Source organism: Pandoraea sp. PE-S2T-3 (assembly GCF_002179965.1).
In the GTDB taxonomy this organism is placed as follows: Bacteria; Pseudomonadota; Gammaproteobacteria; order Burkholderiales; family Burkholderiaceae; genus Pandoraea.
On record NZ_NGUQ01000007.1, the window covers coordinates 182,078 to 201,777 of the forward strand.

Below are 19,700 nucleotides of genomic sequence, written 5' to 3' on the forward strand. Positions count from 1 at the left end.
CCTCCTTCAGTGCCGAATGCGCGGATTGACGACGCCGTAGAGCACGTCGACCAGCAAGTTGACCAGAATGACGCCCGTCGCGATGAGCAGAATCCCGCCCTGCACCACCGGATAGTCGCGTCGCAAAATGGCGTCGATCAGCCACTTCCCGATGCCGGGCCACGAGAACACGTTCTCGGTGAGCACCGCGCCCGCGAGCAGCGTGCCGACTTGCAGCCCGATCACGGTAATCACCGGAATGAGCGCGTTGCGCAGCGCATGCACGACGATCACGCGCCAAGGCGACAGCCCTTTCGCGCGCGCCGTCCGGATGTAGTCCTCACGCAGCACTTCGAGCATGGCCGAGCGCGTCATGCGCGCGATCACCGCCAGCGGCACGGTGCCGAGCACGATGGTCGGCAGAATCAGATGGCTCACGGCGGACGAGAACGCACCCGGTTCGCCCGAGAGCAACGTGTCGATGAGCATGAAGCCGGTCACGAACGGCACGTCGTATTCCACACCGATGCGCCCTGACACGGGTGTCCATTGCAGATCGACCGAGAACAGCATGATCAGCAACAGCCCCCACCAGAAGATGGGCATCGAATAGCCGGTCAGCGCCGCCCCCATGGTGGTGTGGTCGAGCATCTTGCCGCGCCGCAACGAGGCGGCGACACCGGCAGGCAGACCGATGATCAGCGCGAAGAGCATCGCGCAAGTGGCCAGTTCGAGCGTGGCGGGGAAGCGCGAGAAGAACTCGTGCAGCACGCCCTCGTTGGTCACGATGGAGCGCCCGAGGTCGCCTTGTGCGGCGTGCTTCAGGTAGACGAAGTATTGGGTGGTGAGCGGTTGATCGAGCCCGAGCCGTTTCATGGCTTCGGCGTGCATGACGGGGTCGAGGTTTCGCTCGCCCACGAGCACTTCGATCGGATCGCCGGGAATGAGGTGGATCAGCGCGAACGCCAGGACGGTGATGCCGATGAAGGTCGGGATCACCATGCCCAGTCGTCGCAGGACGAATCTCAGCATATGAGGGTTCCGTGGGCTTGCGCACCGCCCGCCCCCGGCGGCAGGACGGGTGGCGCTGTGCCGCGTTATTCAGTCGTGAACGACCGTTTGTCTTGGTGCGGCGGGCAGATCCGGCGCGGCGGCCGGGTCTGCCCGCTTGATACCAATCTATTGCTTGTTCCCGGCAAAGGCCGTTGCCGAGCCATTGCCGGGTGGCGAAACTCGATCAGTCGAGTATCAGTCGAGCATCAGTCGAGAGATACGCCAGCAAAACTGTTACGGCTGAACGGGCTGAGCTTGAAGCCCTTCACGTTCGTCGCCATCGGCTTGTACTGCGTGGAGTGCGCGATCGGCGAGAACGGCAGTTGCTGCGCGAAGATTTCCTGCGCCTGCGTGTACAGCTTCGTACGCGCTGCAACGTCCGTGGTCTGACGCGCCTGCTTGATGAGGTCGTCGAACGGCTTGTAGCACCACTTCGAGAAGTTGTTGCCGTTCATCGAGTCGCAACCGAGCAGCACGCCGAGCCAGTTGTCCGGATCGCCGTTGTCGCCGGTCCAGCCAATCAACAGCGCATCGTGCTCGCCAGCCTTCGCGCGCTTGATGTACTCACCCCACTCGTACGTGACGATGTTCGCCTTCACGCCGATCTTCGCCCAGTCGGCCTGAATCATTTCCGCCATGAGCTTGCCGTTCGGGTTGTACGGACGCTGCACCGGCATCGCCCACAGCGTGATTTCGATACCCTTCACGCCTGCCTTGTCGAGCAACGCCTTGGCTTTCTCGGGATCGTAGCCGGACGGCTTGATGTTCTTGTCGTAGGACCATTGCGTCGGCGGCATCGGCGCGCCGTTCGACAACTGTCCGGCCGAGCCGTAGACGGACTGGAGAATCGCCTGCTTGTTGATCGCCATGTCGAGTGCCTGACGCACTTCCACGCGGTCGAGCGGCTTCTTCTGCACGTTGTACGCCACATAGCCGAGGTTGAAACCCACCTGATCCGGCATCTTCAGCTTCGACGCCTTGCCCTGTGCCGAGATATCGGCCTTGAGCGAATCGACGTCCGCCGGGCGCGGGTACGTTGCGACCTGGCATTCGTTGCGCTTGAGCTTCTGGATACGGACGTTGGCGTCGGTGGTGATCGCGAAGATCAGCTTGCCCACCTTCGGCGGCAGATTCGTATTCCAGTAGTCCTTGTTGCCATCCAGACGCAGCGTGGCGTCCTTCGTGTAGCTGCGGAAGATGAACGGCCCGGTGCCGACCGGCTTGAGCGCGATGTCGCGGGAATTGTTCGCGGCGAGCAGCTTGTCCGCGTATTCCTTCGAGAGGATCGACGCGAACGACATGGCCAGATTCTGGATGAACGGTGCGTCGACCTGCTTCAGCACGAAGCGCACGGTGTACGGATCGACGATCTCGATACGGTCGATATCCTTCTGGAGTCCCATATCGACGAAATACGGGAATTCAGCCGGATAGGCCTTGCGGAAGGGCATCTCGCGATCGCCCATGCGCTCGAACGTGAACTTCACGTCTTCGGCATTGAAGTCCCGCGTGGGCGTGAAGTATTCGGTGGTGTGGAACTTGACGCCTTTTCGCAGATGGAAGGTGTAGACCTTGTTGTCCGGCGAAATGTCCCACTTCTCGGCGAGCGACGGCATCACCCCGGTTTCGCCCGGCACGAAGGCGATCAGACGGTTGTAGATGGCGTCGGCGGGATCGAAGTCCGTGCCGGTGGTCAGTTGCCCCGGATCGAAGCCGGCCGGGCTGCCCTCAGAGCAGTAGACAAGGGTCTTGTTCGGGAGCTCGACTGCTGCGGCGGACTGGATCGCGGTCGCGCCGGCAAGCAGAGTCGCAGCCAAAAGCAAACGCAGGGTGTGGGTTCGTTTCATAGGCTCCTCGGAATGATATTTTTCGAGGCTCAGGATCAGGTCGTCCGGTTAGGGGTCGCCGCCGAGCACCCGGGAATATTACTGAAGGTTACCTCGCGTCACAACACGCCAAATCCCTAGCAATTCGCCGATTTGCAGCGTTTTCAATTAGGAAATCACTTAATTTTGATTAGGATTGACATTCAGGTGCCTGATCGGCGCAATCGCCGCCCAGCCAGCGATGACGCGCGAAGGTGCAGCGCTGCACCGGCGCGGGGAGCGAAGGCGGCCACGATTTGAAAGCCGTAGCGCGTATGGGAAGTGTCTGAAGTGCCGAGGGGGCAAGGGGCAAGGCCCGGCGAGTGCGCGGCGCGCGGCCGTGAGACCTGAAGACGATCGATGCGCCCTGTCATGGGGCGCACCGACATTGACGCCGTTTGCGATTGCTGGAAGTCAGCCGGGCTTACAGACCCAGCCGCTGCCACATCGCCTTGGTGGCGGCTGCCGCGTTGAGCGTATAGAAATGCAACCCCGGGGCGCCGTCGGCGAGCAGGCGCTCACACAGTGCGGTCACCACGTCGAGGCCGAACGCGCGAATCGACTCGCGGTCGTCGCCGAAGCCTTCGAGGCGCTTGGCGATCCAGCGCGGCACTTCTGCCCCGCACATTTCCGAGAACCGCATCATCTGCGAGTAGTTCGTGATCGGCATGATGCCCGGCACGATCGGCACGTTCACGCCAAGGCGCGCGGCATCGTCGACAAAGCGGAAGTAGGCGTCCGCATTGAAGAAATACTGCGTGATCGCGGCATTGGCCCCGGCCTTCACCTTGTTGGCGAAGTGTTCGAGGTCCAGACGCGGCGACTTCGCCTGCGGGTGGTACTCGGGGTAGGCCGCCACTTCGATGTGGAACCAGTCGCCCGTCTCCGCGCGAATGAATTCGACCAGCTCCGACGCGTAACGAAATTCACCGATTTCGCCCATGCCCGACGGCAGATCCCCGCGCAGCGCCACGATGTGACGGATGCCGTGACTGCGGTACGTCTGCAAGATGTCGCGGATGTTGTCTTTGGTCGACCCCACGCACGACAAGTGCGGTGCCGCTTCGACGCCTTCGCGTTGGATTTCCACCACCGTATCGATCGTACCCTGCTGGGTCGAACCGCCGGCACCGAACGTCACCGAGACGAATTTCGGACCGAGCGGAAACAGTTGCTGGCGCGTCGCGCGCAGCTTCTCCGCGCCTTCGGCGGTCTTGGGCGGGAAGAATTCGAAGCTGAAAGAGGGTTGCGTCATGATCTTCTGATTATCGAGAGAGTCGCTCGCAGGGCACTCATGCCGCCTTGGCATGCGTGGCGTGTACGAAAAACTCCCGGTTACCGTCACCGCCCGTAATCGGGCTGTCGAACCAGCCGGCCACCGTGAGGCCGAGCGATTCGCAGGCGGTGCGGATCTTTGTCTCCACCTGCGCGTATTGCGCGGGGTCGCGCACGAGGCCGCCGCGCCCGATGTTCTCGCGTCCCACTTCAAACTGCGGCTTGACCAGCATCAGCAAGTTGCCGCCCGGTGCCAGCAGCGGCGCAAGCGCCGGCAGCACCAGCGTGAGCGAGATGAACGACACGTCGCCCACGATCACGTCGAAGCCCGCCTCGGGGGTCGTCGGTGCGGGCGCCGACGCAGCCGCGCCCTCGCTCGCCGCAGACGACTTCCACTGCGCCAACTGCTCATCCAGCATTTCACGCGTCAGGTGCCGCGCGTTGATCCCTTCCAGCGAGATCAGTCGCGGCTCCGTCACCAACCGGCCATGCAGTTGCCCATGGCCGACATCCACACCGACGACCTGCGCCACACCCTTCTGCAAGAGGCAGTCGGCAAAGCCACCGGTCGACAGTCCGACGTCGAGCGCCGTGCGCCCTGCCAGCACATCCGCCCCCAGCCCGGCAGCCGCAAGCGCGCCTTCGAGCTTGAGGCCGCCGCGAGAAACGTAGCGATCCTCGCCCGGCAACCCATCGACGGCGGCACGCACTTCGAGCACTTCATCGCTCGCCACGAGCTGGCTGGCTTTCTTGAGGACGGTGTCGGTGTCGGCGACGTACACCCGCCCCGCATCGATCAAACGCTGCGCGACAGTCCGCGAAGACGCGAGGCCTCGCGACACGAGTGCCTGATCGACACGAAGGGATGGCGACATGACAACAAATTCCTGCGGAGAAAAGCAGGCACGCTGGCGGCAGCGTGCCGGTTGAACGGTGGATTAAACGTTAGTCGCGCGATCGCCGCCGAACACCAGCGCCGACAGAATCCACGAGATCAGGCTGTACAACAGCGAGCCGAAGAGCGCCGCCCAGAAGCCCGAGACTTCGAACCCCTTGACCACGTTGGCGGCCAGCCAGAACAGCAACGCATTGATCACGAAGATGAACAATCCGAGCGTGACGACCGTGACCGGCAGCGTAAGCACCACGAGCAGCGGACGCAGGAATGCGTTGATCAGGCCGAGCACGACCGCAACGATCAGCGCCGTACCGATGCCCTTGAGCTGAACGCCCGAGATGATGTGCGGCAAAACGAGAAGTGCGATGGCATTGATGAGCCAAATCAGCAGCAGACGCATGGCAAGCTCCGAAGGACAAGCCGGTGCGAGACGTCGACGTCAACACCGGCAGTTACAAGAATTCGTACGCGGCTGCGCGTGTGGCGCAGCCGCGTGGGTACTGCCCGTTACTTAATAGCGCGACCCAATGGGCCGGCCTGACAGGCCGGCCTGATCGTGCAACTTAATAACGGTAGTGCGACGGCTTGAACGGACCGTTCTTGTCGACGCTGATGTACTTCGCCTGATCGTCGCTCAGCACGGTCAGTTCGGCACCGATACGGCCCAGGTGCAGACGCGCGACCTTCTCGTCCAGATGCTTCGGCAGCACGTACACGCTGTTCTTGTACTTGGCGCCGTCCACGAACAATTCAATCTGCGCAAGCGTCTGGTTGGTGAACGAGTTGCTCATCACGAACGACGGGTGACCCGTGGCGCAGCCCAGGTTCACGAGGCGGCCTTCGGCCAGCAGGATGATGCGCTTGCCGTCCGGGAAGATGATGTGGTCGACTTGCGGCTTGATGTTTTCCCACTCGTACTTGCGGGTCGACGCGACGTTGATTTCCGAGTCGAAGTGACCGATGTTGCACACGATCGCCTGATTCTTCATCGCAGCCATGTGGTCGTGATCGATCACGTGGAAGTTGCCCGTGGCGGTCACGAAGATGTCGGCCTTGTCGGCGGCATATTCCATCGTCACGACGCGGTAGCCTTCCATCGCGGCTTGCAGTGCGCAGATCGGGTCGATTTCGGTGACCCACACCGTCGCGCCCAGACCACGCAGGCTTTGTGCGCAGCCCTTGCCCACGTCGCCGTAGCCGGCCACGAGTGCGATCTTGCCGGCGATCATCACGTCGGTCGCGCGCTTGATACCGTCGACGAGCGACTCGCGGCAGCCGTACAGATTGTCGAACTTCGACTTGGTCACCGAGTCGTTGACGTTGATGGCCGGGAACGGCAGCGTGCCGTCCTTTTCCATCTGATACAGACGGTGCACGCCCGTGGTGGTCTCTTCGGTCACGCCTTGGATTTTCGACAGGCGCTTGCTGTACCACTGCGGATCGAGGGCGATGTGACGCTTGATCGCCGCGTACAGGGCCACTTCTTCTTCGTTGGTCGGGTTGGCGACGACCGAGAGGTCCTTCTCGGCCTTGCTGCCCAGAATCAGCAGCAGCGTGGCGTCGCCGCCGTCATCGAGAATCATGTTGGCGAACTCGCCGTTCGGCCATTCGAAGATGCGGTGGCTGTATTCCCAGTATTCGTCGAGCGATTCGCCCTTGAACGCGAACACGGGGATACCGGCGGCAGCGATGGCCGCAGCGGCGTGATCTTGCGTCGAGAAAATGTTGCACGAGGCCCAGCGCACTTCGGCGCCCAGCGCGGTCAGCGTCTCGATGAGCACGCCCGTCTGGATCGTCATGTGGAGCGAGCCGGCAATGCGGGCGCCCTTGAGCGGCTGGGTGGCCTTGAACTCTTCACGCGTGGCCATCAGACCCGGCATTTCGCTCTCGGCGATGCGCAGTTCCTTGCGGCCCCAATCGGCCAGCTTGATATCAGCTACGTGGAAATCGGTGAATTTCGAATCGACTACGGCGTTCATCACGCCTCCTTTCTCTAAATGTCTAGATAGTTGGGACGTGAGCGCCGTTCTTGGGGCTTACGCGCCGAACTATCCGGGGGAAACCGGGGGCCGGCGGGGGCCAATGGGAAGGATCTTGAGCCTGGCAGCGGTATCCGCTGTCGCAACGCTCCTCAAGACTGGCGCATTGTAGCAAAACTCATGCGGCGCGTCGGGTCAGGGGCGACGTTCGAAGGGTTATTTTTTGGGGGAGCAACGGCAGGAGGAACGGCGAAGAAGGTGCACGGGGTGCACCTTCCCATCATCAGATCGGCAAGTGCGTGAGCAGCGGCGCGGCAAACACCATCACGATGCCGTTGATCATCATCACAAGGCTCGCGACCACGCCCTCTTCGCTGCCGATCTGGCGCGCCTTGGCCGTGCCGAACCCGTGAGCCCCAGCGCCAAACGGTGCGCCACGCGCCATGCGGGTACGCAACGGCAGCCACGACAGGAGCGCCTCGCCGAGCAGCATGCCGATAAAGCCGGTGACGATCACGAACAACCCCACCAGATCGCGCGAGCCGCCGACCTTGTCGGAGACCACGAGCGCAAACGGCGTCGAGATCGACCGGGCGAGCAGACTGCGCGCCATTTCCGGCGGCAACTCAAACAGACGTGCCAGCACGAAAGAACTGCCCACCGCCACGATCATCGCGACGAGCACGCCCACGGTGAGCGCAAACGCGTGACGGCGAATGATGTCGCGGTGTTCATAGATCGGCACGGCAAACGCGATGGTCGTGGGGCCGAGCAGCCAGACGAGCCAGCGCGAATCCGAGATGTAGGTGGTGTACGAGATGTCGCCGCCGACCATCACGGCGATGAGCAGCACCGGCGCGAGAATGGCCGGGCCGAGCCACACCTTGCCGAAGCGCGCGTAAAGACGCTTCGACACGTAATAGAAGACAACCGTAAGAGCGAGCAGAAGCAGCGCCGTATGATTCATGACAGTATCCGGCGAGAGGTTAAGGCTGGGGTTGTGGCGCCATCCGCGGCGCCCGCTGCCACTATCGAAGTGAAGCGAGCGAGCCGTCAGGCGCCATCAGCGACGATTAGCAACGATCAACGATCAGCGAACGTCGTGAGCGTGTAAGGCGCGGCGTGCCGGCAGTCGCACGAAGGCGGCCTTCATGCGGCGCTCGGCGCGGCAGGCAAGATCCACGGCCAGTGCCGTCGAGACCATCACAAGCACGGTGCCCACGCCAATCACGGCGAGCAATTGCAGGCCTTCGTGGCGCAGCAGATCGGTGTATTGCATGACGGCGGCGACCATCGGCACGAAGAACAGAATCATCTCGGCCAGAAACCAGTCGGCGCCGCGCTTGATCTTGTCGGCCTTGAGCACGCCGCTCATGAGCAGACCGACCACGGCGAACAAGCCGAGCACACCACCCGGCAGGGGCAAATGAAAATGACGCGACGCAGCATCCGCCACCAGATAAATGCCGGTGAGCAGGGCGATCTGCCACACCACGTCCACGGCGCGCTTGCTGCGGCTATACAGACGGCTGGCGATCATCTTGGTCATGGCACTCTCCCTGGGGTTTTGCATCAACATGGAGTGCAGTATAGGAAGCGCTGCAACATAAATATAATGAATTACAATTATCAAATCGATTCCAAATTGGAATAATTTAAGTATTAACCCTAATAGTGCATGAGAAAGCCTTATCTGGCGGGGCTTTCCGGCTTTTAGCACCAAAACGGTGCAATCGGGAGCCCCGAAATGGAACTGCGTGCCTTGCGAGGATTTGTGGAAGTTGTGCGACAGCAGAGCTTCACGGCGGCGGCCGAAGCGCTCTTTGTCACGCAGCCAACGGTGAGCAAAATGGTCAAGGCGCTCGAAGACGAGCTCGGCACGCCGCTCATGTTGCGAGAAGAGCGCGGCATGGGCCGCCGGCTGCAACTCACCGATGCCGGCCGGGTGGTCTTCGAGCGCGGTCAGGATGTGCTCGCCGCCTACGCCCGTTTGCAACAGGAGTTGTCGGATCTGGAGTCGGTCGCGCGCGGTGAACTGTCGATCGGCATTCCGCCATTGGGCGGCGATCTGTTCATCCCGGTGATCGGGGCGTTTCACCAGCACTATCCGGATATCGAGATGAAGCTGTTCGAGACCGGCTCCCGGGCCATCGAGCAGGCACTGCTGGCGGGCGACATCGAACTGGGTGCCGTGTTGCTGCCGATCGACCCGGCGATTCTCGACGTGCTCCCGGTGTGCCATTACCAGTTGCGCTTGATCGCACCGCGCGAGTCGTCGTGGGAAGGCCGCGCGTCGGTCGGGCTGGGCGAGCTTCGCGACGAGCCGTTCGTGTTTTATGGCGAAGGCTTCGCGCTGTCGGAATTCGTGATTGCGGCGTGCCGGCGGGCGGGCTTCACGCCGAAGATTGCCGGACGCTCAAGCCAGTGGGACTTCATTGCGTCGATGGTCGATAACGGCGTCGGCATTGCCTTGCTGCCCGAGCCGTTCTGCGCGCGGCTCGATCCGAAGCGCTTCGTGATTGCGGACATTCGCGATCCGGAAATTCCATGGGATCTCGCGATGGCATGGCGACGCGATTCTTATCTCTCGCACGCGGCGCGACGGTGGCTCGCACTGGCGCGCGACATCCTCGGCCCCGGCGGCGACGGCGACGTCAAGGCCGCACAAGCGGCGATTGCGGGCGCCACACGGCGCCAGCCTGCGCGCTGACAGACTGACCAACCGACACATCGACATGCGGGCCAACGCCGCCCGCCTTCAAACGATTGCGGTATCCTTGCCGCTTACAAATTCTTCCCCCCGGCCGCGCGACGAGCGCGGCACATCGACACCTATGCGCATCATCACTGCGAATCTGAACGGCGTGCGATCGGCCTCCAAGAAAGGCTTCTTCGAGTGGTTCGGCAATCAGGACGCCGACATCCTGTGTGTGCAGGAAATCAAGGCGCAGTTGCCGGACATGACGCCGGACTTTCTCAAGCCGCACGACTATCAGGGCTACTTCCACTACGCCGAGAAGAAGGGTTACAGCGGTGCGGGCGTGTACGTGCGCCGCGAGCCCGACGACATCGTGATCGGCTGGGGTCAGCAAGAGTTCGACGCCGAAGGGCGTTATGTCGAAGTGCGCTACGGCAACCTGTCGGTGATCTCGGTGTACATCCCGTCGGGTTCCAGCGGTGAAGAACGGCAGGCGGCCAAGTTCCGCTTCATGGCCGACTTCATGCCGCACTTGCTGGCGTTGAAAGCCGCCGGACGCGAAGTCGTGTTGTGCGGCGACGTGAACATCGCGCACAAGGAAATCGACATCAAGAACTGGAAGGGCAATCTGAAGAACTCGGGTTTCCTGCCGGAAGAGCGCGCGTGGCTCACGCAGTTGTTCGACGACCACGGCTATGTGGATGTCTTCCGCACGCTGGATCAGCGCGCGGAGCAATACACGTGGTGGAGCAACCGCGGGCAGGCGTATGCGAAGAACGTCGGGTGGCGCATCGACTACCAGATCGCCACGCCGGGTATCGCCGGCAAAGCCAAAACCACATCCGTCTTCCGCGACATCAAGTTCAGCGATCACGCACCGCTGATCATTGACTACGATCACGCGCTGTAACGGATCGCCCGATGAAGACCCTGTTGTTTTGCACTTGCTACATGAAGGATGCCGAGGCTTGGCAGCAACGGTATCAACGCTGGCTCGACTTCTACCGGAACGGACCGATCCACGCCGACAAGATGGTGATGATCGACGACGGCTCGCCGTATCTCCCGCCGGCCGAGTTCGTCCGTACGGTAGCGGCCGGGAGCGATCTCTCGGCACATGACGACGTGCACGCCATCGTTCGCTTCGAGAACAATCTGGGGCGCCAGAGCATGAGCCTCTACCCCGGATGGTGGCGCAGCTTCCTGCACTCGGTGACGCTCGCGCGCGCCATGGGCGCCGACAAGATCGTTCACATCGAATCCGACGCCTACACGCTGAGCCAGCAGATCGTCGACTTCATCAATGACACCCAGTCGGGCTGGCACGTCATGTGGGCGCAGCGCTACGCCATGCCGGAGACCGCCATTCAGGTCATCGGCCGGGATCAGTTCGACGTGCTGGAGACACTCGCGAAGGAATATCCGAAGTTCGATTTCCCGGACATCGCGGAGCGTCTGCTGCCCTTCACCTCGGTGAACCGGCAGTTCACGGGCGATCGGTATAGTGAATTCAAGCGCAACCGGGGCATCTTCCGGTCGCGTAAATTCAACTTCCTGCCGATCTTCCAGCGCGACTTTTTCTGGGAGCCGATCCCGCCCGATGCGGACTTCGCCACACAAGTGGTCAAGCGCCAGAAGGTAACCTATCGCGGCGTCTGAGCGACGCTGCCCTCATCGTCTGCATCGTCGGCATCGTCTGCGCCCCAAGGCGCGACCTTCGGCAGCAGCAACATGCCGGGTACCGCCAGCACGGTGCAGATCAGGAAGAACGTCAGCCAGCCCACCCCATCCACGATGTACCCCGTGCCCGCGTTCGCGAACGTGCGCGGCACGGAGGCGAGACTGGTGAACAGGGCGAATTGCGTCGCGGTATAGCGCGGGTCCGTCGTGCGGGCGATGTACGCCGTAAATGCCGCCGTCCCCAGCCCCGCCGTGAACGCCTCGAACGCGATCACCGCGCCGAGTCCCGCCACGACGGCACCGGCTTCTGCCAGCCACGCAAAGCCGAGCACCGACACCAGTTGCAGCACGCCGAACACCCACAGCCCGCGATTGATGCCCAGCTTGATCAGCCAGATACCACCGATGATCCCGCCTGCCACACTCGCCCACAGGCTCGTGGCCTTCGCGACCACGCCAATCTGCGTCTTGGTGAAACCCAAATCCAGATAGAACGACGTCGCCAGCGACGTCGCCATCGAATCGCCCAGCTTGTACAGAAAGATGAACGCGAGCACCAGCAGCGCTTTCGTCCAGCCACCGCGCGTCACGAACTCATGGAACGGCTCGACCACGGCTTCGCGCAACGTCTTGGGCGGCGTGCCGCGAATCGCCGGCTCCTTGACGACCAGCGTCATCACCAGCCCCGGCAGCATGAACGCCGCCGTCACGAAGAACACCTGCGACCACGGCAGATGATCGGCCATGATCAGCGCGAGCGACCCGGGCACCAGCCCGGCTACCTTGTACGCGTTCACGTGCATCGCCGTGCCCAGCCCCTGCTCCCGGTCAGAGAGCAACTCGCGGCGGTAGGCATCCAGACAGATGTCGAGACTCGCGCTGAAGAACGCGAGCGCCGCCGCGAGCGCGGCAATCGTCATCAGATCGCGTTGCGGCGAGTACGTCCCCATCAGCGCCACGGCCCCGGCCACCAGCAACTGCGTGACAAACATCCAGCCGCGCCGGCGCCCGGGCTTCCACCCGAACAGATTCGGCGCGAAGCGATCCATGAGCGGCGCCCACAGAAACTTCCATGTATAGGGGAATTGAATCAGCGCAAACAGGCCGATCGCCTTGAGGTCCACCTGCTCGCTGCGCAGCCACGCCTGCACAAGATTGAGCAGGATGAACAACGGCAAGCCGGAGGTGAAGCCGAGAATCACGCAGATGATCATCCGCGTGGGGTGGAACACTCGCCCGTCGTCGGGCGGCATCGAATCGGTCATGGACAGGACAATTGGGGCCGGCTGCGCGCGACGAACGGCCTCCGCCCCTCGCTCCCGTGCGTCGATCGTTGTCGACGTCGAATCAGGAGCGCCCGGCGCGCCGCCCCGCCGCCGCAACCGTCGGTTCAGGAACGCTTGACGCGATAGACCGCAAGACTACCACGCCAGTTCGCGCCCACCGACACGAGACGCCCGTTATGCAGCACCGCGCGATCCAGAATTTCCACACCGACCTCGGGGGCCAGCGCCTCGAAATCCTTGATCGTGAGCACCCGCACGTTCGGCGTGTTGTGCCACTGGAACGGCAGACTCTTCGAGACCGGCATCCGGCCCTGCAACACCGAGAGCCGATGCGGCCAGTAGCCGAAATTCGGGAACGACACGATGGCTTCGCGGCCGACCCGCACCGTCTCGCGCAGAATGTCTGCCGTGCGGTGAATGGTTTGCAGCGTCTGCGACAGGATGACCGTGTCGAAGCTGTTGTCTTCGAACAGCGCGAGCCCGCCTTCCATGTTCTGCTGAATGACGTTGATGCCGCGCTTGGACGAGGCCAGCACGCCCGCGTCGTCGATCTCGATGCCGTAGCCGCTCACATCGAGTTCATCGACCAGCAGACGCAGCAGCGAGCCGTCGCTGCATCCGAGATCGAGCACCTGCGAGCCCGGCTCGATCCAGCGTGCGATCACGCGGAAGTCGGCGCGGTCGGCGAGCGATGCCGTAATCTGATTGCCCGATGCCGCGAGACGCGCGGCTTGCGCACTGGTCGTGGGCGTCTTGGACGGTTCCGTGGACTGGCTCATACCCCCACCTCCTCGGCGATACGTTCGTAATAAGCGCGCACCAGATTGTGATAGCGCGGATCGGTCAGCAGGAATGCGTCGTGGCCGTGCGGCGCGTCGATTTCGGCGTAGCTCACGGTGCGGCGCGTATCGAGCAGCGCCTTGACGATTTCACGCGAGCGGGTCGGCGCGAAGCGCCAGTCGGTCGCAAACGACACGATCAGATACTTGGCCGTGGTGTGGGCGAGCGCACGCGAGAGGTCGCCGCCGACCGTGCGTGCCGGGTCGAAATAATCGAGCGCACGCGTGATCAACAGATAGGTGTTGGCGTCGAAGTACTCGGCGAACTTGTCGCCCTGATAGCGCAGGTACGACTCCACCTCGAACTCCACATCGAAGCTGAAGCGATAGCTGTCGTCCTGTGCCGCAGCGCCGCCTTCGCCCCCCTTCACGCCATCGACCAGCACCTCGGCGCGACGCAGCGCACGGCCGAACTTGGTCGCCATGTCTTCGTCGGACAAATAGGTGATGTGGCCGATCATGCGCGCCACGCGCAGGCCCCGGCGCGGCACGACACCGTGCGCGTAGTAGTCACCGCCGTGGAAATCAGGGTCGGAGAGAATGGCCGAGCGGGCCACTTCGTTGAAAGCGATGTTCTGCGCCGAGAGCTTCGGGGTGGACGCAATCACCAGACAGTGCCCGACGCGATCGGGATACATGATGCTCCACGCCAGCGCCTGCATGCCGCCGAGGCTGCCGCCCATCACGGCTGCGAATTTCCGGATGCCGAACACGTCGGCCACACGCGCCTGCGCGTTGACCCAGTCTTCGACCGTCACTACAGGGAAGCGGGCGCCGTAGGGCGTGCCCGTGGCTTCATCGAGACTCATCGGCCCGGTCGAGCCGAAGCACGAGCCGAGGTTGTTCACCCCGATGACGAAGAAGCGATTGGTGTCGAGCGGCTTGCCGGGCCCGACCATGTTGTCCCACCAGCCGATGTCCTTGGGGTTATCGGCGGCGATGCCCGCGACGTGATGCGACGCGTTGAGCGCGTGGCACACCAGCACGGCGTTGCTGCGATCGGCATTCAACTCGCCGTAGGTCTCGACCATCAGGTCGTAGCCCGCGAGGGTGCTGCCGTTTTGCAGTGCCAGCGGCTGCGCAAAATGCATCCGCTGTGGCGTGACGATTCCGATTGACGATTCCATATTTCCTGTCCGAAACATGCCGGTCGCGCTGTCCGTAACAACGGCAGCGTTTCTTAGGCGTTCTTTGCGGGGAAAAAGGTCGACGAAAAACGGGCGGGGTGCGCGAACGACCTCTTTAGCCGCATTTGTATTGAGTGCCGTCGACGGAGCATCCCCCTGTCAAAGCCACTCGCGCGCCCGCAATCGAGTCACCAAATCGGCGCGCCAGTCATCGTAACAATACCGTCTGCATGGCAGCGGCTCATCACGAGTTGCAAAAGTATAACGTAATCTGCGTAATCGACGCTGAGCACCGCCGGACACGCCCGACACATACATGCCCCATACATGAGGACGAACGTCAGGGAGCGGCAGCGCTCACATGGGCAAACGCATGGGCGAACGGTGTCGTTCGCCCACGGATACCGCTTAGCGCAGCAGCGCCGTCACTTGCGGGTCGGCGCCTTCGGTCGGCGTGCGCTTGAAGCCGCTCTTGGCGAAACGGTGCCAGCGGCCCAGCACGTAAGACACCAGCAGGTTGGCTCGCGAGTTCGCATCGAACGTTTCCGGCAGCGTGCCCTGTGCGGACGCCAGACGCAGCACCTGGCGCAGCGACGCCTCGATGCGGTCGAGCAGTTGGTTCATGCGCTCTTGCAGACGCTCATGCTCGCCCACCAGCGCTTCGCCCGTGAGCACGCGGGTCATGCCCGGGTTCTTCTCGGCGAAACCGAGCAGCATCAGCACGATGGCGCGCGCTTGCGTCACGCCGTCCTGATCCTGTGCGGAGATCTGATTGATCAGACCAAAAATGGTCTGTTCGATGAACTCGATGAGCCCTTCGAACATCTGCGCCTTGCTCGCGAAGTGGCGATAGAGCGCCGCTTCCGAGACATCCAGGCGCGCGGCGAGCGCGGCCGTGGTGATCTTCTCGCCCTTGGGCGTCTCGAGCATGGCCGCGAGGGTTTGCAGAACCTGCACACGGCGCTCGCCCGGTTTGGGGCGAGTGGTCTTCACCGGCGCGGGGGCGGCCTCCAGCGCATCGGCGGTGCCGTAACCGGCCCCGCTCGAAGAGTTTTCCTGCTGCATCGTCTGGTCGTTATCGGTAGGGATTTGATTGTCGGGCGGCCCGGGCGATGCGTCTCGCGCCGGCCCCGGTCGCAAGGCGCGCCCGTAACTCGCGCAGAGATTGTACTTTGATATCCACATAGTGTGGGCGCCCACTGCGCGGCATCACGTCGCCGTGGCTGTTTCTCGTCGGCAGATGCCCCGTAATCCATACGGTGCCGATGCCGAAATGCCGCAGGTGCTTCAGATGCGAGCGCGTATCTTCGACCAGCCACGTCCGGTGCGGCGCGAGGTCCTCCTTCGCCAACAACCGGCGCAGCATGATCGCGTCCGGCTTGGCTCGCCATGCATGCCGGTCGGCCATGTCTTCGATGCTGACGCAGCGCTCGAAATGCCGGCGAATGCCCAACGCATCGACAATCGCCATCGCGTAAGCCGCGGGGGCATTGGTCAGCAGAATCTTGCGCCCGGGCAACCCCGCGAGCAGCCGGCCGAGCCCTCGTTCGGCGCGCAACACCTCGGCCAGCGGCGGCAGCTCGTGCACCCGCGCCAGAAAGTCATGTGGATCGATGGCGTGATGCTTGATGAGTCCAAGCAGCACCGCGCCGTATCGTTGCGTATAGGAAAACCGCAGACGGTTCGCCTCGTCGTGCGGCAAGCCCAGCTTTTCGACGATATACGCCGTCATCGCGCGGTTAATACGCGGAAAGATCGCGTGCGATGCGCGATGCAGGGTGTTGTCGAGATCGAACAGCCAGACCGGGCCGCGTCCGCCATGTTCGCTGCGGGCGCGGTTCGCCCGGCGGCGTCGGCTCAGTACGTGAGAAGGAGACACTGGAGACACCGGCATTGGGGCGCGCAGTGCCCGGCGGGCACCGCAGCGAAACCACGGAAAGGCACGATGCTATCGCGCAAGGCCCGCTTTGACAAATCGACTCAGCCAGCCTTACGAGGACGGTAGCGGGAACGGCACCGGGAACGGAAGCAGGGTCAGAAGCCGGAACCCTTGTGCAGCGCACGTCGCGACCATCGCGACCGTCGCTCACGTCGCTTATGCCTTGGCGCTGGCCTTCGCTCTCACCCGCAGCAGACTCACCGCACCACCCACCGCCGCCAGCACCGTCGCTGCCACCATCGCCGCGTGCGCCCCGGCATCGCCATAGACATCGAAAAGCAACGCGACGAGCGCGGCCCCCAGCGTCATGCCAACCGTGCGGGCAATCGTCATCAGCCCGCTGGCCGCGCCGCTGCGCTCACGCGGCGCGCCCATCATGATGATGCGATTGTTGGGCGTCTGGAAGAACCCGAAACCGATACCGCACACTGCCATGCGTGCGGCGATGCCCCAGTTCGAAGCGTCCGCCGGCAACCACGCGAGCGACGCCAGCCCCACGGCAAACACCGCCAGCCCCAGCGCGCTCATGCGAGCGCTGTCGAAGCGGTCAGACCAGCGGCCCGCGAGCGGTGCGACAAACACGATCACCAGCGGCCAAGGCGTAATCAGCAACCCCGTCACCGCCTCACCGCGCGCGAACGCATGCTGCAACAAAAACGGCATGCCGACGTACGCGAGCGTCTGCGCCATATAACAGGCGATCGACGTGAGCGACGACAACGCGAGCACCGGCACGCGCATCAGATCCAGCGGCAGCAGCGGCGACGTCTGCGTGCGCTGATGACGCACGAGAATCACGGCGGCCACCAGCCCGAGCACGATCTGCAACGCCGCCACGCCATGGTGCCCGGCCTCACCCACATGCCCTAACCCGATGATGATGAGTGCCAACGCCACGGCGTTGAGCAATGCCCCCGGCACGTCGAGCCGCCGCTCGGCCCCCGGTGTCGCAGGCAGAAAACGCGACGAGGCGACGAAAGCGGCCACACCGATCGGCAGGTTGATGGCGAACAGCCAGCGCCAGTCGGCCAGCGACAAAATCACAGCCGCGACACTGGGGCCCGCCGCCGTCGAGAGCGCGACGGTCAAGGCCAGTAACGAGATCGCGCGGCCACCCATGTTCGGCGGAAACACCATCCGCAACAGCGCGGGCACGATGGTCGACATGCACGCACCGCACAAACCCTGCACGACCCGCGCCGCCACCAGCCACGCGAGATTCGGTGCGAGCGCACAGCCGAGCGATGCCACAGTAAAACCAGCCACGCCGAACAAGAACACACGCCGGTAGCCGAGCTTCTCGCCCAATGCAGCGAGCGGCAGCACGGCCATGGCGAAAATCAGTTGATAGGCGTTGACGACCCACACCGTCGACGCCGGGTCGGCCACCAGATCGCGCGCGATGGTCGGCAGCGCAACGTTGGCAATGGACGCGTCGAGATTGCCCAGAAAGGTGCCGAGCAAGATGGAAGGCACGGCGATGCGCCGGGCGCGGGCGCTCAGTCCATCGGCCAGCGGCGCGGAAGGTGGCATGGGTTGGGTCACGCTTTGGGACATGCGCAGGTTACCGGAAATGCAAAACGAGAGCGCGGCGGGGCACGGTCGCAAGGGCGCGATATCCGCGGCGCAAACCCCACCGTCGCCGACAGTGACGGGGGAAAAATGGACGGCCCGGGGAACGGTTGACTGAACCACCCGGGCCGGGCAGGAAGATCGCGCGCGAAGGTGCAGCTCGGGGAATGTACGGCTGCACACGGTACGGCCACGCGACGTCTGCCGGATCACTCTCTCGTGGTGCGCGGCACCGCCACCACGTCGTATGCCGCAGCAGGAGGGAGTGACGCGGCGCCGCACGGCATGTGAATCGCCCCCCCGGACGAATTCACGCGCGCGGCGCCGCGTATCGGTATCGCCGTCCGGCAAACGCGAAGCAAAGTTCGCGTCAGCGGATCAGCGATGCAACGACGCAACGAGTCAGCGCGATCAGAACGTGTGCTGAATACCCAGCATCGTGCCGAACTGGTTTGCACCCGTGACCACCGAGCCACCGGCGGCGATCGCCACGACACCCTTCTGGCTGTTCGCTACCCAGCCGGCCATGCCGTACAGCGACGTACGCTTGGACAGCGAGTACGTAGCGCGGCCGATCAGCATGGTCGCGTTGGCACGGCTCTTCAGTTGGTAACGGATTGCCTGTGCATCGAACGCCCAGGTGATCGTCGGCAGATACGTGAAGCCGAGGAAGTAGATGTCCGAGCTGAGCGATGCGGCATCGGCGCTCACGTTGCGGTGAATCCAGCCACCGCCCACGCGGCCCGACGACCACTTGTAGTACGCATTGATCACGGCGTGCGAGTCGGTGTATTGCGAGCTCGTCAGCGGCGCTGCGGCGCCCGTGTTGCCGCGCATCTGGTCGTACGATGCCGAGATACCGAAGTTCTCGTAGTCGTAACCGATCAGGCCGGTGAATTGCTTACATGCCTGATAGTTGCCCGCCACGTTACCCGCGCAGTTCGTGGCCGACGGACCACCGGCGGCCGAACCATCGCGCCCGAAGCTGTACGTCGCGCCCAGCGTCACGCCGTAGAACTTGCCCATGTAACCCACGGCGCTGTCGCTGCGCGCGTTGGCGATGTACGGGTCGATACTCGCGAGCGAGAAGATCGACGGTCCGATCACGTCGGCGTTGCCGGTCACGTAGAACGTCATGTTGTTCTGACGGCCGATGAGGAACGTACCCCACGCGCCCGACAACCCGACGTTGGCCTGACGGCCGAACAGACGCCCGCCGTAGTTCAGGCCGCCCGTGCCCGGCTGGAAACCGTTTTCCAACGTGAAGACGGCCTTGAGACCGCCACCCAGATCTTCCACACCCTTGAAGCCGAAGCGCGACGGCACCTTGCCGGTCAGCGTCGGTTCACCGACGAAGCTGCCACCACCCGCGGCATTGTTGTAATAGGCGATGCCGGTATCGATGATCCCGTACAACGTGACGTTGCTTTGTGCTTGTGCCAGGCCTGCACCCAGCATCAGGCCTGCGGCCAATGCGTATTTCAATTTCACTTCTGTCCCCTAATTTTAT

The 19,700-nt window shown here is 63.2% G+C and carries 18 protein-coding genes and 1 riboswitch; of the genes, 3 read left to right on the forward strand and 15 right to left on the reverse strand.

The window, feature by feature from the left end; translation table 11 throughout:
• Positions 1–6: 6 nt before the first annotated feature.
• The 8 genes from CDV46_RS02910 to CDV46_RS02945 form a co-directional block, all read right to left on the reverse strand.
• The gene (locus CDV46_RS02910; RefSeq protein ID WP_087721750.1) at positions 7–1,011 is read right to left on the reverse strand and encodes an ABC transporter permease subunit; all 1,005 of its coding nucleotides are present in this window, start codon (positions 1,009–1,011) and stop codon (positions 7–9) included.
• A 227-nt stretch (positions 1,012–1,238) separates the two neighbouring features.
• Positions 1,239–2,879, reverse strand: coding sequence for an ABC transporter substrate-binding protein (locus tag CDV46_RS02915; protein WP_058376864.1), 1,641 nt, complete (start codon positions 2,877–2,879; stop codon positions 1,239–1,241).
• A gap of 442 nt (positions 2,880–3,321) precedes the next feature.
• On the reverse strand, positions 3,322–4,152 hold the full coding sequence (gene metF / locus CDV46_RS02920) for a methylenetetrahydrofolate reductase [NAD(P)H] (RefSeq protein ID WP_087690290.1): 831 nt from the start codon (positions 4,150–4,152) through the stop codon (positions 3,322–3,324).
• Between the two features lie 37 nt (positions 4,153–4,189).
• Complete coding sequence (locus CDV46_RS02925; protein ID WP_087721751.1) at positions 4,190–5,047, reverse strand: TlyA family RNA methyltransferase; 858 nt, start codon at positions 5,045–5,047, stop codon at positions 4,190–4,192.
• Positions 5,048–5,110: 63 nt separating this feature from the next.
• Entirely contained in the window at positions 5,111–5,470 is a 360-nt protein-coding gene (locus CDV46_RS02930; protein WP_058376861.1) for a phage holin family protein, read from the reverse strand.
• A 163-nt stretch (positions 5,471–5,633) separates the two neighbouring features.
• Entirely contained in the window at positions 5,634–7,049 is a 1,416-nt protein-coding gene (gene ahcY, locus CDV46_RS02935) for an adenosylhomocysteinase (RefSeq protein ID WP_087721752.1), read from the reverse strand.
• A gap of 32 nt (positions 7,050–7,081) precedes the next feature.
• Positions 7,082–7,209, reverse strand: a riboswitch (S-adenosyl-L-homocysteine riboswitch).
• 123 nt (positions 7,210–7,332) lie between these two features.
• Positions 7,333–8,016: an LrgB family protein gene (locus tag CDV46_RS02940; protein ID WP_058376859.1), complete on the reverse strand. Its 684-nt coding sequence runs from the start codon at positions 8,014–8,016 to the stop codon at positions 7,333–7,335.
• A 123-nt stretch (positions 8,017–8,139) separates the two neighbouring features.
• Positions 8,140–8,598 (reverse strand): CidA/LrgA family protein, encoded by a 459-nt coding sequence (locus CDV46_RS02945; protein ID WP_087690296.1) that lies wholly within the window; start codon positions 8,596–8,598, stop codon positions 8,140–8,142.
• Between the two features lie 198 nt (positions 8,599–8,796).
• Here CDV46_RS02945 and CDV46_RS02950 point away from each other — a divergent pair, with 198 nt between their 5' ends.
• From CDV46_RS02950 to CDV46_RS02960, 3 genes are all read left to right on the forward strand, one after another.
• Positions 8,797–9,759: a LysR family transcriptional regulator gene (locus CDV46_RS02950; RefSeq protein ID WP_058376857.1), complete on the forward strand. Its 963-nt coding sequence runs from the start codon at positions 8,797–8,799 to the stop codon at positions 9,757–9,759.
• Between the two features lie 124 nt (positions 9,760–9,883).
• Positions 9,884–10,657 (forward strand): exodeoxyribonuclease III, encoded by a 774-nt coding sequence (locus CDV46_RS02955; RefSeq protein ID WP_087690298.1) that lies wholly within the window; start codon positions 9,884–9,886, stop codon positions 10,655–10,657.
• An 11-nt stretch (positions 10,658–10,668) separates the two neighbouring features.
• Positions 10,669–11,406, forward strand: coding sequence for a hypothetical protein (locus tag CDV46_RS02960; protein ID WP_087690299.1), 738 nt, complete (start codon positions 10,669–10,671; stop codon positions 11,404–11,406).
• Here CDV46_RS02960 and CDV46_RS02965 read toward each other — a convergent pair.
• The 7 genes from CDV46_RS02965 to CDV46_RS02995 form a co-directional block, all read right to left on the reverse strand.
• A complete protein-coding gene (locus tag CDV46_RS02965) occupies positions 11,391–12,692 on the reverse strand; it encodes an AmpG family muropeptide MFS transporter (protein ID WP_087721754.1) in 1,302 nt (433 codons plus the stop codon). The two genes, CDV46_RS02960 and CDV46_RS02965, sit on opposite strands and share 16 nt — an antisense overlap.
• A 125-nt stretch (positions 12,693–12,817) precedes the next feature.
• Positions 12,818–13,492, reverse strand: a complete 675-nt coding sequence (gene metW / locus CDV46_RS02970; protein WP_246185476.1) for a methionine biosynthesis protein MetW — start codon at positions 13,490–13,492, stop codon at positions 12,818–12,820.
• Positions 13,489–14,679, reverse strand: coding sequence for a homoserine O-succinyltransferase MetX (metX, locus tag CDV46_RS02975; protein WP_087721755.1), 1,191 nt, complete (start codon positions 14,677–14,679; stop codon positions 13,489–13,491). The genes metW and metX overlap by 4 nt, the downstream gene beginning before the upstream one ends.
• Positions 14,680–15,087: 408 nt before the next feature.
• Positions 15,088–15,744 (reverse strand): nucleoid occlusion factor SlmA, encoded by a 657-nt coding sequence (gene slmA / locus CDV46_RS02980; protein ID WP_058376852.1) that lies wholly within the window; start codon positions 15,742–15,744, stop codon positions 15,088–15,090.
• A gap of 10 nt (positions 15,745–15,754) precedes the next feature.
• Positions 15,755–16,573 (reverse strand): pyrimidine 5'-nucleotidase, encoded by an 819-nt coding sequence (locus CDV46_RS02985; protein ID WP_174995943.1) that lies wholly within the window; start codon positions 16,571–16,573, stop codon positions 15,755–15,757.
• A gap of 201 nt (positions 16,574–16,774) precedes the next feature.
• Entirely contained in the window at positions 16,775–18,175 is a 1,401-nt protein-coding gene (locus tag CDV46_RS02990) for an MFS transporter (RefSeq protein ID WP_254915910.1), read from the reverse strand.
• A 426-nt stretch (positions 18,176–18,601) separates the two neighbouring features.
• Complete coding sequence (locus CDV46_RS02995) at positions 18,602–19,648, reverse strand: porin (protein WP_170936079.1); 1,047 nt, start codon at positions 19,646–19,648, stop codon at positions 18,602–18,604.
• Positions 19,649–19,700: the final 52 nt, after the last annotated feature.